Genomic DNA, 15,784 nt, shown 5'->3' with positions numbered 1-15,784 from the left:
CGGTAGGAGATGCTTCTTTTAATCCAACGGTTTATTAAACGCCGGAATATTGTTGTGCGCCAATCGGCCGCAGGCTGCGGCGACAAGCCCGCATACGAGGTCATCCACGAAAGTATTGCATTTACCTCCTGTATGATCGTTGTCCAGCTCATGGATAATGCCCATCTTGGCTTTGTCCAAATAGCCGAAATTCGTAAGCGCAATCGTACCGTACATTAGAGGGATCGCTGTAGCAATCGACTCATCAACCCCGAACAATCCTTCATCACTGCCTACAATGTGATTATACTGCTTGCTGAACTCGTTATTTTCCACGCCTGCGTCGATTTTGATGGCAAGCTGTACAGCGTGAAACGTCTGCTGTTTGCGAAGAACCGCCAGCACATGATGCTCGCATATTTTGCGATCAAGATCCGGGCTGTAGGGCCGCTGGAGCAAATCCACAATATCGACGAGATCGTCGAGCGTCACGCCGCGTGAAGCCAGCAAAGCTAAATTGCGCTGTGTATAGTCTTCTTTCACTTTCTCTGAAATCACCACACTCGCCGTCGAAGCGACCAGGGCGCAGATCCCTTTGGAAAGGAACGATTTGGGTCGTTTATTTGGAAAAAAGAAGCGGAACTTACAATCGACAAAACCGAACAAGGAGCTCGCTCCGCTTCCGTACATGCCACAGATGGACATCGCGATGGTGCGATGCAGGTTGTAACCCGGATCCTTCATGCTGGCGAGCAGCTCCGAATCATGCTTCACCTTCTTGTCCAGCTCCAGCAGCGTCGTCATGACGTTGAAGGTTTCCGTTTTGCTGAGCACGCCAAGCAAGGTTTCGGCGATGAGTTCATGGGGGATTTTTTTGATCCCCTTCACTTCAACCAGGAGACGAGCTACCGCAGTTTCAATATCAGCTTGAGGAAAATGGTGAAAAACTTCGTCTCTCATCTCTTTTAATACGAGAGACTTTTCTTTCAGAAACGTTCTCATGACTGAATTCCTCCGTTCGTAAGCCATAGATGACTGAGAAAAAGAGACACAAAACTAAACAGCGATATAACGAATGCGATCGGCACCCGGCTCCAGCTGCCGGATACGGCCTTCCGCTTCCAGCAGCACCAGATGCGCGATTGTCTCCGACAGCGCGAAGCGCAGCTGATGAATGGTGAGCCGGTCGCCAAACGCGGCCCGGCACACCTCATATGCGCTAAGCGGCGCGCTGAGATGCTGCTCCATGAGCGCGAGCCGCTCATGATGATGGCGCACAAGCTCCGCTGCGCGTGCGCCAAAATCGGACCAAGGCTCCCGGTGCCCCGGGTAAGCCATCTTGACCTGCAGCCTGCCGATCTCCTGCAGGCTGCTCAGGTATGCGCCGAGCGGATTGTCTTCCACCTGCGGGAGGAAGCTGACGTTCGGCGATATTTGCGGTAGAACGTGGTCGCCGCAAAAAATCGCCTCCGCCTCGGCATCGTAGAAGACGAGATGACCCGCGGCATGGCCGGGGGTCTCGATCGCTTCGTACACCCGGTCCCCGAGGCGCACGGGGCCTTCCCGCAGCAGCGTGACCTGCGGCTGCGGGGAAACCAGAGGGACGAAGCTCGCCATATGCTTCGTCATCTCTTCCAGCCCGGCCTCAGGCATGCCGTGCCGGGCAAACAGCGTCAGGAGCAGCGCCGACATCGGCTGCTCCTCGCCCCACAGGAGCTGCACCTGACGCCAGCCGGTCTCCGAGAGGAGAACCGGCGCGCCCGTGCGCTCCTGGAACCAGCCCGCCATCCCGTAGTGATCGGGATGGTGGTGCGTGAGCACGATCTGTTCGACGTGCTCGAAGGAGATAGCCCGCTCCTGCAGCACCTGCTGCCAGAGCGCCTCCGCATCCGGGGTGTGCAGCCCCGGATCGATGACGGTGTACCCGCCGCTGCCGCGTATCAGGTAGGCGTTCACCCACCGCAGCGGGAAAGGCAGCGGAACTTTGACTTGAATAATGTCATTATTATGTACCGTTACAGGATTCATCTCGCTCTAGTTCATCCTTCCCTATGTCCAATAAAGATCATCCGGCTGGATGAGGCGGGTATATATTGTTGTCCGTCATACCCCCCGTACACGTGATCGATGTGTAATCCTGCTTTTAGTAACATGCTCTCAAAAGAAGCACGGTCATAGAGCTTCACCTGCTCCAGGTAGTGGCGGTCAGGTTCGCCTTCTTGAGAAATCACAATTCTTTTTCGAACATGACCTTCTTCAATGCTGCGCGATTCGCGAATGGTAAGCCCATTCTCCGAACGCTCCGATTGTGGAACCAGGTTCTCCTGTACAAAAACAGGATTTAGAAAATCGATGATAAATCGGCCATTTGGTTTTAACAGACGATGAATTTCATGGAAAACCTGCTCATTCTGCGAATCCTCATCGAAATATCCAAATGATGTGAATAGATTGACAACGGCGTCAAAGGTATGATCAAGCGGAACCTTGCGCATATCTCCCTGATGCCATTTCACCTGGCTTTTCACATCCATCTTGACCGCTTCCGCCAGCAGCACCTCCGACAAATCGACCCCTGTCACCTCGTAACCAAACTCGGACAGCGCGATGGAATGCCGTCCCATTCCGCAGCACAAATCCAGCACCTGCGCGCCTTGCGGCAGATTTAACCAATCCATCATCTTCTTCACTTCATGGTAAGCACCTTGTAAATCTCTATGCTTATAAACAATTAAATAATCATTCCCAAAACTTTTTTGATACCAAGCCACACTTTTCACACCTTCTGGATTCATAATGATACTTTCAGGATAGCTTCTCTTTTAATAGACAGAGCCCCTCCTGCACCTCTTCCCTGCTAAAATTACCGGCTTGCAGCTGATCCTCATCTTTTCCCAGGAGCCGTTCATAAAATAATACACCTTGCGCCACTGCTATCGAAACAAGCTCCTTATGATCCTCCATGTAATGAAAGAGCATATCCTCCGCCTTAGCAAAATCACCCTGCAAGTCATAATAATCAAAAAGCCGCAGCTTCATATCCGCAGGGAGCACCCACGGCTGTAACCGCTCCAGGCACTGAGTGATTCGTTGTGCTGCCTCCCGGGCAACATCCGGATCGTCCGTATTAGGCGGCAAAGCAAAAAGCAATAAAAGATCTAATGATTTCAGATAAGAGCGATAAGCTTCATTAGCACCAGCATCATCTTCAGCTTCCTCATGCTGCCGGAGTAAGTCCCCTTGTCCCGTGAACAGGTCGCTGATCACCATCGTTTTAGCCGGATCCAAATGGCCCTGAAAGGTCAGCAGTTCTAAAATATCCTTGCTGGACAGTGCCTGCAACGACTTCACATTCAACCCTAGCAAATGCCGGCTGGCTTCATCTAACAAAGGCTGCGCTTGGCTGAGCGGGATGTGTTCTTTATTGAACAGAATCCGGTGCAGCGTGACCGTCAACTGCTCGAGCTGCCGCATAAAATAATCGCGCTTGAACATAAGAACAGCCTCCCTAGAGCTTTCCGCAAGGAAAGCTGACATTGTAAACATTAGCTGAGTTTTCATGAGAAAACTTTCTTCGTAAGATATGCTTCCCGTGAGAAATGCCTCTTTTCAGCTTACCACGGCTTCAGGCTAAACTCAAAAAACGGGGAACGCCCAATTTTCTGAGTATATCGCACCATTGACAGCAGCCCTTCATAAACTAACTTTGACTGTATCCCTTAACCTTGTATTTCCCAATACCCGAGCAAGGAGGGGTGACACACATCCATGGGCAGCGACCACAAAAACAAATTTCTACTTACGAACCGCGAACGCGAAGTATTCGAACTTTTAGTGCAGGACAAAACAACGAAAGACATTGCGCAGCAGCTCTTTATTAGTGAAAAGACTGTTCGTAATCATATTTCGAATGTCATGCAAAAGCTGAACGTAAAGGGTCGTTCACAAGCGGTTGTAGAACTGATCAAGCTTGGGGAATTAAAGATCTGATTCCGTCAGCATACGGATCCATGTAAGCCTTCGGACCTCCTCTTATGAGGGGCGTTACGGGGGCTTTTTATGTTTCGAATAGGAAATACAGGTTGTAGAAATGGACAAGCCTATGCAGGGCTTCCTTTCTAAATATATGCAGCTATTTTGTTCTTGTAACTGGCGACACAATGAGCATTATGCTATCTTGGAAGAAAATGTTTGTAAAGGAGTGTTTGAGATGACGGGAAACACGCTGGATGCATACGATTTTCATCCGATTCTGAAGGTATGGTTCGCCTCCCGTTTCGGGGATCCGACCGATGTACAAAAGCAGGCTTGGAGGCAAATTGCATCCGGCGCGCATACGCTCATTTCATCTCCCACCGGCTCCGGCAAAACGTTGGCCGCCCTCATGCCATGCTTGGATGGCGTGGCCAAAAGCAAGCAAATGACGGAGGCTTATTCACCAGGCGTCCGGGTACTTGTTGTGACGCCGCTGAAGGCGCTGAACAACGATATTCACGATCATCTGCTGCGCTTCATGGAGGAGATTGAGGAGGTCGCGGCGGCATCCGGCGCAGAAATTGCGTCTTGGCCGGGCATCTCGGTCGGCGTGCGCACCGGCGATACGACGCAGAGCACGCGGGCGTCGATGCTGCGGCGGCCGCCGGATGTGCTCGTAACGACGCCGGAGTCGCTGTATTTGCTTCTCACCTCGCCGCGCGCGAGGGAAATGCTGAAGAGCGTGGAGCAAATCATCGTCGATGAGATCCACGATCTGGCAGCGGACAAGCGCGGCATGCACTTATCGCTCACGCTGGAACGGCTGGCCGCGTGGTGCGGCCGATCCGTGCAGCGGATCGGCGTCTCGGCGACGCAAAAACCGATAGAGCGCGTCGCTCGTTATCTCGGCGGCTGGGAGTCGGACGAGCCGCGGGAGGTGGCGATTGTCGAAAGCAAAGCCGACAAGCGCTACGAGCTGCAGGTGACGATGCCGGAACCTGCCAAGCCCGGGGCTGACAAGGAGGCGTTATGGACGCCCCTTGTAGAGAAGCTGCTGCAGCTGATGGACGGCTGCAGCACGGCTCTTGTGTTCGCAAATAGCCGCAGGCTTTGCGAGCGACTGACCTTGCGGCTCAACGACCACGTCGGGTATGAGATCGCAAGGAGCCATCACGGCAGCGTCGCCCGCGAGAAGCGTCTCGAGGTCGAGCGCATGCTCAAAGCCGGCGAGCTTCGCTGCCTGGTGGCCACGTCGTCGCTGGAGCTCGGCATCGACGTGGGCCATGTCGATCTGGTCATCCAGATCGACTCGCCGTTCACGGCAGCCGCGGGCATCCAGCGCATCGGCCGTGCCGGCCACGCCGTCGGCAGCGCCAGCCGCGGCGTCATGCTGGCGCGCAGCCGCAGCCTCCTGCCGGAGCTGGCGGTGCTCAGCCGGCGCATTGCGGCGCGCGACATCGAGGCGATCCGCATTCCGCGGGGGAGCCTCGATGTACTGGCGCAACAGGTGGTCGCCATGGCCGCGATGGGCGACGAGCTGGACATTGCGCGCCTCGAGCGCCTGCTCTTGCAAAGCGACAGCTTCCGCGGACTTCCACGTGAGCAATGGCTCGCTATGTTAGAGGTGCTCGCCGGCCTTTACCCCTTCGTGCGTCCGCTCATCGAATGGGATCGCGATACCGACCGCCTGTATCCACTGGCTGCCACCCAGATGGCCGCGCTCGTCGGCGCGGGCACGATTCCGCAGAGCTCGGCATACCCCGTGCACCATAGCGAGACCGGCCTGCATCTTGGAGAGCTCGATGAGGAATATATTCACGAGTCGACGGTCGGCGACGTGTTCCAGCTTGGCACGGCCTCTTGGCGAATCGTCCGTATCCGGCCGGAGCGAATCTATGTCCGCGAAGCCGACAATCGCTTTAGCGAAATCCCCTTCTGGCGCGGGGAATCCGGCGGCAAAACGTTCGAGCTTGGCGCCCAAACCGGAGCTATATGGCGGGAGCTTCGAGACCGGCTGCAAGTGCAGCCAATAGATGAATCTTCCTCCGGTGAAAATCGATCTGTCGTCGACCTGCGCGTCCAGGAGTGGTTAGTGAATACGTACCATTTGGATACGGAAGCCGGCAGCAGCCTGATCGGTCTGATCCGTAATCAGATCGCCGTAAATACGGTGCCTACGGATCGTACCATCGTTATCGAAACGTTCGCAGACGAAAACAATCAAACGCACTATGTCCTTCACAGTCTCTTCGGGCGGAAACTCAACCGAACTTGGTTGATGGCCATCGACAGAAACTTGAGGCAGAACGGGTTTTCAGCCATATATAGCAATGCGAAAGATAACGGGATTGAGCTTATTTTCCCAAGCTATAATGAAGCGATTTTGCAAAACATCATGACGATTTCGTCGAAGCAGGCGGAGGAAAGCGTAATCGAAAGCGTAGCTGAATCCGGTATGTTCGCCGCAGCTTTTCAGCGTTTGGCGGAAACGTCGCTGCTTTTATCCCGAAGTTTCACAAGAATGCCTGCTTGGAAAAAACGGCTACGAGGGCAAGAGCTTATGAAGGAAGCTCTACCATTCAAAGAGCGCTTCCCGCTGTTTCAAGAAGCCATGCGTGAATGTCTGGAAGATCAGGTCGATATTCAGCATCTCGGGGATATCCTGGAAGCTATCCGCAATGAGGACATCCGGTTTGCGGTGCACCGCAATCACTTTCCTTCTCCTTTAGCCGCTCAATTCCAGTCCGACTACGTGCATCAAAGGATCTATGAGTCCGATGCGCTTACTAAAGACCTGCAGGTCGAGCTGCTTGGATTTAGCCGGCAAATGGCTGCCGAAATATTCGGCGCTGAGGCGATTCGCAGCGCGGTTAGCCCTCAAGTCATCGCTGACGAAGAAACTAAACTAGCGAAAACGGATGATCCGTTAGCCGGTGTTCAAGATGTGCTGCGCTATCTGAAAGAACACGGCGATGCTACTAGAGACGAACTGCGCAAAGTGAGCGGACACGCGGGGAATCACGTAGATAGTTGGTTAAAAGAGCTTATTGAACGAGGCGCAGTCAAAGCCATTGCTTCAATTGACGCAACGCTCTACATCTGCAGTGATGAGCATGAATTCTATACGGCTTTAGCGGATTCTCCGGTGGCGAGATCGTTTGTTTTTCAACGATTTGCCGATGCAAAGCTTTCTTTCACAATAGAAGAGCTTTCAAATCGTTATGTCATTTCGGGCAAAATTATTGCGTCTTGGCTGCAAGAATCTCTTCAAGCAGATTTAGTCACTGTCGCACCCTTTGCCGATCCCGCCGTAGAGGAGCTTTGGACGAGCAGCAAGGTAGCTTCCCGCCTCATACGTCTATCCCTGCAATCGTATCGCCGCAACGGGCAAGGCGTATCGCCTCAAAGCTATTTACAACAGATGCCGCTTCTGCGAAAATTTGCTGATCGTACAGAATCGTCCGGCATGGAAGGACTGCTCGACATCATTAAAGATCTGCAAGGCTTTTTCCTGCCGGTTTCCCTATGGGAAACGGTGCTCTTCCCAACCAGGCTGCCTGCTTACCGTAAGCAGGATCTGGATTTGCTTTGCTCATCGGGAGAGGTCATTTGGATGGGGCGCAAAGAACCGGAGGAGAAGGAAGGCAAAATCGCATTCTTTCTGGCAGGAAGCACGCTTCTCTTCGAGCCCTGTCTTGCGGCAGTTCAAAGCAAGCCGGTCTCGCAGCCTGAGCTGCTTAACCTCCTTCAGAATAAAGGCGCCAGCTTTTTGAGCAAACTTGGCATCGAAACCGGCCGAGCTCCTTCGGCGCTCTTGGAAGAGCTGCTTCAATTAGTTTGGGACGGGCGTGCGGCGAACGACCAATTCGCCCCGATACGTTTGCATGCCCAGGGTGCTCCCAAGAAAACCGACAAGTTTCAATCCGGACTTGGGCGATGGTATTCGCTCGAATCCCTGCAAAGCCCTACTTTTGACAAAGAAGCCGCCGCAGTAGAATGGACGCAACATCTTCTGGAGCGTTTTGGCCTCATAACCAAAGACGTTGTAGCTGCCATGTGCCCCTTTCCATGGGAATCCATTCTGGCCGTGCTTAAACAGCTGGAAACGTGGGGACTTGTCGTACGCGGTTTGTTCATTGCGGATTTACCGGTCCTACAATTTGCAACGAAGGAATTCATCAGCTTGTTGCAGCAACCGTCTCCATTGGTTCTAACGAACAGCACGGCTGGGTATGAGCACAAGGTCAACATCATAAGCGCCATAGATCCTGCTAATCCCTTTGGCCTGCTTGTTCCATGGCCGGAAGTCGCAGGGGTTTCTTTTTCCCGCAAGAGCAGCAATTACCTGGCCTTTAAAGGAACACAATGGCACTTCTGGATCGAAAATAACGGCAAGCGCATCTATCAGATCAATAAGGGTACTCCGCTTGGAACCATCGATAAAGAACAAATCATTCAAGAACTAAAAAGCATGTTCCGTATGTTTTTGAAGCAAAATCAGCTTCGCAAAATCGTCATCGACACTTGGAACGGCGTCCGCATCGCTGATGCACCTGAACAAGAGTACTTAAGGCTGCTCGGCGCTGAAAAAGACCGCACCAGCTTTGTGCTGTGGCCAAGCCAGTTGAACTGAAGCGGATGCTAAAATAGGCATACACAACGCTGTGCTGATCCTCCGCACACGCTTGATTAACGCACAACTTCGTTATTTCAAGAACATTTGTACGCTAATTGTTGGCGAAAAGGGCCTATTAGGGCTCTAGCGATCAGGTCAGATTTAGCGTCCAGGAAGACGTTATTAACGAATGGGGAGCCTTGTTCCCGTTTTTGTCGCGAAAAAGGAGCGCAGCACTCAGCTGCACTCCTTAAGCACGTTCCACTTTAACCGCACATATTTTGAACTCCGGCATCCGGCTAGTCGGATCCAGCGCATCGTTAGTCAGCTTGTTAACCGATAGCTCCTCTCCCCAATGAAAAGGAACGAACACGGTTCTGGGTTGAATCCCTTCGGTCACTTTCACTTGAAAAACGAGGGAATCGCGCCGGCTCGTAATCCGGATTTTCTGATCGACGCCGAGACCGATTCGCCCGGCCAGCCATGGATGGATTTCAGCGACGGGTACCGGCGCTTTTTTGTTCAAACCTTCGGTTCGACGCGTCTGCGCTCCGCTCAAATAGTGATTGGACAGTCTTCCCGTCGTCAGCACATACGGATAATCTGTATCGATCGGTTCCGCAGGCATTTTAGGCTTGATGCCGAACAGCCTTGCTTTGCCGTCGGCATGGTAAAAAGATTCCTTAAATAGTTGCGGCGTGCCGGGATGCTCGCTCGAAGGGCATGGCCAGAAGATACCCTTCTCGGCCTTGAGCCTGTCATATGTGATGCCGCTATAATCCGCTTTGCCCCCGGCAGTAGCCAGAGCAAGCTCTTTAAACACATCTTCAATTCCCGCATATTGAAAATAGGCTCCGTATCCCAGTCCGTTAGCCAGCTCGCAAATGATTTGATAATCCAGCTTGGCATTACCCGGAAGCTCCAAAGCTTTCCCCCGGTGAAACACCCTTCCCTCTAAGTTGGTCATCGTACCTTCCGCTTCCAGAAACGATGAACCCGGTAGCAAGTAATGCGCAAACTTCGCAGTTTCCGTCTCGAACATATCGACGACGACAAGCAGCTCCAGCTTCTGCAAAGCCCGCTCCACCATGCGGCTGTTCGGGCTGGAAACAATCGGATTCGAACCTAGCACAATGAGCGCCTTGATCTCGCCTTCATCCACCTTCTGCAGCAGCTCATACGCCGATACGCCTTTCCCCGGCAGATCGTCAGGATCGATGCCCCACACGCGGGCAACATGCTCACGCGCAGCCGGATCTTCGATCAGGCGATATCCCGGCAGTTGATCCGCCTTTTGTCCGTGCTCGCGCCCGCCCTGACCGTTAGCCTGACCGGTTACGGCACCATAGCCGCAGCCTCTTCGCCCTATCTTTCCGGTAAGGAGTGCCAAATTAATGTAATTCAGCGTGTTTTCCACGCCGTTCACTTGCTGCTCCAATCCTCGTGCCGTGAGAACAATCCCGGTCTCTGCTTTGGCAAAGCCGCGCGCAATCGTCCGGACTACTCCCTCCAGAATACCGGTAAGCTCTTCGACTCTAGCCGGAGTGAAAGGACGAACCTCCTCCTTCAGTTGATCGAAGCCTACCGTCCGCTCCCGAATAAAGGCGTCCGCAACCAATTTTTCTTCAATCATGACATGCAACAATCCATTAATAAAAACGGAATCAAATCCTGGCTGAAGCCGGACGTGGATGTCGGCGACCTTCGAAGTCATGGTGTTGCGCGGATCGATCGTGACGATCACTGCCCCGTTTTTCTTCGCATCGAGCAGATAAGGCATCATGGTCGGCTGGCATTCCGCAATGTTCGTACCAGCCAAAATGATGAATTTGGCATAAGGAATTTCAGATAACGGCATCGTCATCCCGCGATCCAGACCGAATGCTTGATTGCTGGCCGCTGCCGCCGATGACATGCAGTATCGCCCGTTGTAATCGATATATTTGGAGCGAAGCGCCACGCGTGTAAATTTGCCTAGCAAGTAGCAAACCTCATTCGTTAGCGACCCGCCTCCGTAGACAGCAACAGCATCATTGCCGTGCTTAGCTTGCAGCCTTTTGATTCGGTCAGCAATATCTTTGAACGCATAAGTCCATGTGACTTCATGCCAGCTCCGTAGCTCTCCGAAAGTTCTGTGCAAAGGCTCCGTAATCCGTTCCGGATGAATAACATGATCCATCGCATTCAAGCCTTTTTGGCAAAGCCGACCCGTAGCTACCGGAAAATCCGGACTCGGTTTAATCGTGAGACCCGGGCTCTTATCGCTCGGGATGAGCGTAAGCCCGCACTGCATGCTGCAAAAGCAGCAGTGGGACGAGGTCTGCTCCATAGGCAATGTCGTCAATGCTGCTTTCATCGCATCTCACCCCTAAGTGTTTTCCGTAAGGAAAACTTGCTTCGTAAGCTTTACTAAGCAAAGCCAGATTAGCTGGCCAGTTCTTCAGTTTTTGGAAAACCGATAAATACAAGTCCATCCTGAACTTTCGTGGAATACGTTTGAACGCACCCTGTATCAGGTAACTGAACCAAACCGGAAGGCAAGTGAATCTTCCGATCGTGTAAAGGACAGAAGACATGATCGTCGCAGACGATCCCTTCGGCAAGTACGCCTTCCTTGTGCGGACAGCGGTTTTGGATCGCATGCAGCTTACCGCTGCTTAGTTTAAAGAGAGCTACCTCTACACCTTGATAGCGAATGGTTTTCCCTGTATTTACAGCCAATTCTTCATAGGAAACTGCTTGCACCCATACCATTTGTTCTTCTTTTACGCTCATATTGCTTGCTCCTCCCAATGGATTCGTATCCTCTATTTAAGTTCGACCACTTCATACAGGTCCTGCTGAATTTTTTTGCTGTCGATGGCTGCTTTCCAAGGATCTTTGGTTACCGACAATGCAACATCCATTCTTGCGCAAAGTTCTTTGCGTTTTTCTTCATTTTGAATAACTTCGCGCACGTGCTCGATTCCGAGTCTATGAACCCATTCGCTGGTACGTTCTCCGTATTTGCCTGTTTCACGGTAATATTGCAGGTACGCTTCTGTATATTCAATAATTTCTTGTTCCGTTTTTACCGTTGCCAGGAGGTCGCCGACACGAACCTTCACGCCGCCGTTTCCACCGGCATAAAGCTCCCAACCGCCATCGACGGATACGACGCCAAGATCTTTAATCCCGGACTCTGCACAGTTTCGCGGGCAACCCGATACGGCCATTTTCACTTTCGCTGGCGTATTCAAACGTTCGAAACGCTTCTCCATTTGGATGCCGACACCCATCGCATCGCCTGTTCCGAATCGGCAGAACGTTTCGCCGACGCATGTTTTGACTGTTCGAAGCGCTTTGCCGTAAGCATAACCGGAAGGCATATCGAGCGCTTCCCACATCGCGGTCAGGTCTTCTTTTTTCACACCAAGCAAATCAATACGCTGTCCGCCCGTAAGCTTAACAGTAGGTACGTTGAATTGTTCCGCAACTTCAGCAATGCGCTTCAGCTCCGCAGGATTCGTCACTCCGCCGTACATCCGTGGAACAACAGAGTATGTGCCATCCTTTTGAATGTTGGCGTGCATCCGCTCATTCACAAAACGCGAAGTGCTGTCATCCCGATACGTTTCAGGGCTAACCATGCCGAGGTAGTAGTTCAACGCAGGTCGGCATTTGGAGCAGCCCTCTTCGTTTTTCCAGCCCAGCACATTCATAACTTCACGAACGTGGGTAAGTCCTTTTTCACGAACAGCCGCTACAACTTCATCGCGAGTATGATCCGTACAGCCGCAAATCGATTCTTTGGCCGCATTTTTATCGTAGGAATCTCCTAGCGTGTAGGCGAGTAGGTCACTGACAAGCGGTTTGCACCCTCCGCAGGAACGTGAAGCCGTTGTGCAGTTTTTGACTTCCTCCACACTCGTCAAACCTTGCTCTTTGATCGCGGAGCAGATCGCACCTTTGGTAACCCCGTTACAACCGCAAATGATAGCATCGTCTTTCAAATCTGCAACACCGGATACTGCACCGCCGCCGCCAGAAGAATCTTTCAGAATCGAAGTCTTTTCCATGCCGCTGATGTCGGTTTCTTCGCGAATCATTTGCATCAAGCGGGTTCCGTCTGACGTATCGCCGAACAACACGGCGCCGATGATTTTATTGTCTTTGATGACGACTTTTTTATAGATACCGGAAAACTCATCGTGAACGCGAATGGCTTTGGTTCCTTCGGCATCCACGAATTGTCCGCCGGAGAACACGTCAACACCGGAAACTTTGAGCTTGGTGTAAACGACAGATCCTTCATACGGTCCGGTTTCCACGCCGGCCAGATGTTTGGCAAGCACAGCGCCTTGCTCATAGAGGGGAGCAACGAGACCATATGCGATGCCGCGATGCATGGCGCATTCACCGACTGCGTACACATTTGGCACGCTTGTTTGCAAATAATCGTTCACTATGATGCCTGGATTACATTCCAGCCCGGCATCCTTAGCAAGCTGAACATTCGGGCGAATACCGACAGCCATGACAATAAGGTCAGCTTCGGCTACACTGCCGTCTTTGAATTTCAAGCCTGTTACCCGCTTGTCGCCGACGATTTCGGCGGATTGCTTTTCCAGCAGGAAGTTCATTCCCTGCGCTTCAAGCGCTTCTTGAAGCATTTTGGATGCCGGGCGATCCAATTGGCGCTCCATGATCGTATCCAGGATGTGGACGACATCGACTTTCATGCCCAGGTTGAGAAAACCTCTCGCCGCTTCAAGTCCGAGCAAGCCGCCGCCGATGACGATCGCTTTTTTGTATTTTTTCGCCGAATCGATCATGATCTCGCAATCGCGAATCGTGCGATATGCCATAACGCCTTCTTTATCAGCTCCCGGCAGCGGAATCATGAATGGATTGGAGCCTGTTGCCAAAATTAATTTATCGTATGGAACCGTTACGCCTTTATCACTGGTTACCGTTTGAGCGGTCGTGTCAATTTGGGTGACGGTTTGATTTGTATAAAGAGTAATACCGTTCTTTTCATACCATTCGAAAGGATGAATGACGATGTCATCTACTTTCGAGTCTCCGGCAAGAACATAAGACAGCAAGATCCGATTGTAGTTCGGATGAGGCTCACTGCCGAATATCGTTACTTCATATTTACCTGGCGCCAGTTTCAACAAGTGTTCAACTGCGTTAACCCCAGCCATTCCATTCCCGACCAAAACGAGTTTCTCTTTCTGTAACATTTCAATCATCCTCTCTCATTTTCCATCTCTATATCCCATTTGTTTTGATTCCATATCCGACTATATATCTTCCTCTAAAAAAGGGTCATCGGGAGCGGTGAAAAATCCGCAATACATGCTCCCGAATGACAATAGTTGGGATATGGAGCTAGAGTAGTTCGTCATGAACTACCAAAGACGAGTGGTCGTAAACGTCTTTGCGCATACAGCCTGAAGCGCTGAGCAGCAAGCTGCATGAGCAAAAAAGTTTACCTGATTAAGGACCGCTGATGAAGATATCAGCGGCCCGAACCTATTCAATTATGCATGTACGCTGTCTAGTGGAGCCGATGTTTTCACTTTACCGCCTTCACCAATCCAGGTACGTTTCCATTGACCTTGCACCACAGCGATCAATAAGACACACGCTACTGCAATGCCGCTCAGGATTAGGAAGCCTGGTGTAAAGGAACCTGTGGAGAGCTTCAGGTTGCCAAGAATTTTAGGCAGGAAGAATCCTCCCAATCCGCCGGCAGCGCCAACGATGCCAGTGATAACACCAATTTCTTGCTTGAAGCGTTGAGGTACAAGCTGGAATACTGACCCATTTCCCATACCGAAAGCCATCATGGCAATGAAGAGCAAAATGGTTGTAACTGAAAGCGAAGGAAGTGTAGAAATACCGGCCATCATCAGAGCGACAACGCCATAAAGAACCATCAACATCCGTATGCCGCCTATTTTATCAGCAAGCCATCCGCCTACCGGACGGAAGAAGCTTCCACCAATTACGCAAAGTGTTGTGAAATCAGCCGCCTTAACCGGGGCTAGACCGTATTGTGTATTAAAGAAAATGGTCAAGTACGACGCCATGCCGACGAAACCGCCGAACGTGACGCTGTATAAAATACAGAACAACCAGGAATCTTTTTGCTTTAGAACGGTTCCGTATTCGGCAAGTGTCTTTGGCTTCGGCTTATTCGGACTGTCTTTAGCCAGCAAACTGAAGATGACTAGCGTTAAAACAATCGGAATCATCGCAAGACCAAAAACAATGTGCCAATCACCATAATGCTGGGCTAACCGGTTTGCAAATAAAGTAGCGAAGATTGTACCGCTGTTCCCTGCTCCTGCGATTCCCATCGCCAATCCTTGATACTGCGGCGGGTACCAGCTGCTGGCCAGCGGAAGCGCAGCTGCAAAGCTTGCTCCGGCAATACCGAGCATAAGTGCAACGAAGTACATATCACCCATGGTGTCGGCGAACTGCCATCCCCAGAGCAGAGGGATTAATGTTAACGTCAATCCAATTTGCCCGGTAAGCTTAGGCCCGATTTTGTCCGTTAAATAACCAAGCACTAATCGAAGAATCGATCCCCCCAAAACCGGCAGCGCTACGAGATTCGCTTTCTGGGCTGCATCCAGATTAAAATCTTTGGCTAGGATAACCGCGAGCGGTCCAAGAAGAACCCATACCATGAAGCTCATGTCAAAATACAAGAATGAACTGAATAATGAGCCTTTGTGCCCTACTTGCATGAAACTTTTCCGATCGACCATGTGGTACCCTCTCCTTTTTTTGAGGCGTTAGCGCCTTCTGTGTGTTCCTATCCTTGTGATTTTCTGTCTGTACGCAACAAAAAAGGACCGATACGCATAACCGCATGATTGCGGTATGTTCATCGGCCTCATTGCCACTGCAGTCACTTCACTGTGATCCGCATGTTAGAATAGCTTACATTAAGGTGAACATAAAAAGCCTATCCATATACGCATTTGTAAGGGATAGGCGCCATTGCCTTAGTTGAGAACACAACGTTGTGTTCGTTCATATTGTCATTATAGTATAGCTCCATTTGAAATGTCAATAAACTTCACATATATTTTTTGACCCACTTCATATAGGTGCGTATCGACAAAATTTATAACATTATGATATAGTTATGCCGTAAATGAATTCAAAAACGAAGATAAAACCTTACACGGAATTAACATCGTTTTGAAAGTT

General features: G+C 51.3%; 10 protein-coding genes. 2 read left to right on the top strand and 8 right to left on the bottom strand.

Going from position 1 to position 15,784, the window contains the following annotated elements; all coding sequences use genetic code 11:
• Positions 1-18: 18 nt before the first annotated feature.
• The 4 genes from ICC18_RS15965 to ICC18_RS15950 are packed head-to-tail and all read right to left on the bottom strand — an operon-like array spanning position 19 to position 3,474.
• Positions 19-981, bottom strand: a complete 963-nt coding sequence (locus ICC18_RS15965) for a phosphatidylglycerophosphatase A family protein (RefSeq protein ID WP_188175443.1) — start codon at positions 979-981, stop codon at positions 19-21.
• A 54-nt stretch (positions 982-1,035) separates the two neighbouring features.
• On the bottom strand, positions 1,036-2,007 hold the full coding sequence (locus ICC18_RS15960; RefSeq protein WP_188175442.1) for an MBL fold metallo-hydrolase: 972 nt from the start codon (positions 2,005-2,007) through the stop codon (positions 1,036-1,038).
• An 11-nt stretch (positions 2,008-2,018) separates the two neighbouring features.
• Entirely contained in the window at positions 2,019-2,774 is a 756-nt protein-coding gene (locus ICC18_RS15955; protein ID WP_188175441.1) for a class I SAM-dependent methyltransferase, read from the bottom strand.
• A gap of 10 nt (positions 2,775-2,784) precedes the next feature.
• Entirely contained in the window at positions 2,785-3,474 is a 690-nt protein-coding gene (locus tag ICC18_RS15950) for a DUF6483 family protein (protein WP_188175440.1), read from the bottom strand.
• A gap of 273 nt (positions 3,475-3,747) precedes the next feature.
• On the opposite strand from ICC18_RS15950, the gene ICC18_RS15945 reads away from it, so the two are divergent.
• Together ICC18_RS15945 and ICC18_RS15940 are read left to right on the top strand one after the other, a co-directional pair.
• Complete coding sequence (locus ICC18_RS15945) at positions 3,748-3,969, top strand: helix-turn-helix domain-containing protein (protein ID WP_028556998.1); 222 nt, start codon at positions 3,748-3,750, stop codon at positions 3,967-3,969.
• 220 nt (positions 3,970-4,189) lie between these two features.
• Entirely contained in the window at positions 4,190-8,587 is a 4,398-nt protein-coding gene (locus ICC18_RS15940; RefSeq protein ID WP_188175439.1) for a DEAD/DEAH box helicase, read from the top strand.
• A gap of 232 nt (positions 8,588-8,819) precedes the next feature.
• On the opposite strand, the gene ICC18_RS15935 is transcribed toward ICC18_RS15940, so the two are convergent.
• The 4 genes from ICC18_RS15935 to ICC18_RS15920 all read right to left on the bottom strand — a co-directional run bounded on the left by ICC18_RS15935 (position 8,820) and on the right by ICC18_RS15920 (position 15,336).
• The gene (locus ICC18_RS15935; protein WP_188175438.1) at positions 8,820-10,925 is read right to left on the bottom strand and encodes a molybdopterin oxidoreductase family protein; all 2,106 of its coding nucleotides are present in this window, start codon (positions 10,923-10,925) and stop codon (positions 8,820-8,822) included.
• A 68-nt stretch (positions 10,926-10,993) separates the two neighbouring features.
• Positions 10,994-11,344, bottom strand: coding sequence for a nitrite reductase small subunit NirD (nirD, locus tag ICC18_RS15930; RefSeq protein WP_188175437.1), 351 nt, complete (start codon positions 11,342-11,344; stop codon positions 10,994-10,996).
• Between the two features lie 32 nt (positions 11,345-11,376).
• Positions 11,377-13,797: a nitrite reductase large subunit NirB gene (gene nirB / locus ICC18_RS15925; RefSeq protein ID WP_188175436.1), complete on the bottom strand. Its 2,421-nt coding sequence runs from the start codon at positions 13,795-13,797 to the stop codon at positions 11,377-11,379.
• 300 nt (positions 13,798-14,097) lie between these two features.
• On the bottom strand, positions 14,098-15,336 hold the full coding sequence (locus ICC18_RS15920) for a nitrate/nitrite transporter (protein WP_188175435.1): 1,239 nt from the start codon (positions 15,334-15,336) through the stop codon (positions 14,098-14,100).
• Positions 15,337-15,784: the final 448 nt, after the last annotated feature.

It is taken from the genome of Paenibacillus sedimenti (genome assembly GCF_014534655.1).
GTDB lineage: Bacteria > Bacillota > Bacilli > Paenibacillales > NBRC-103111 > Paenibacillus_E > Paenibacillus_E sedimenti.
This window is presented reverse-complemented; position numbering and strand designations above follow the sequence as displayed.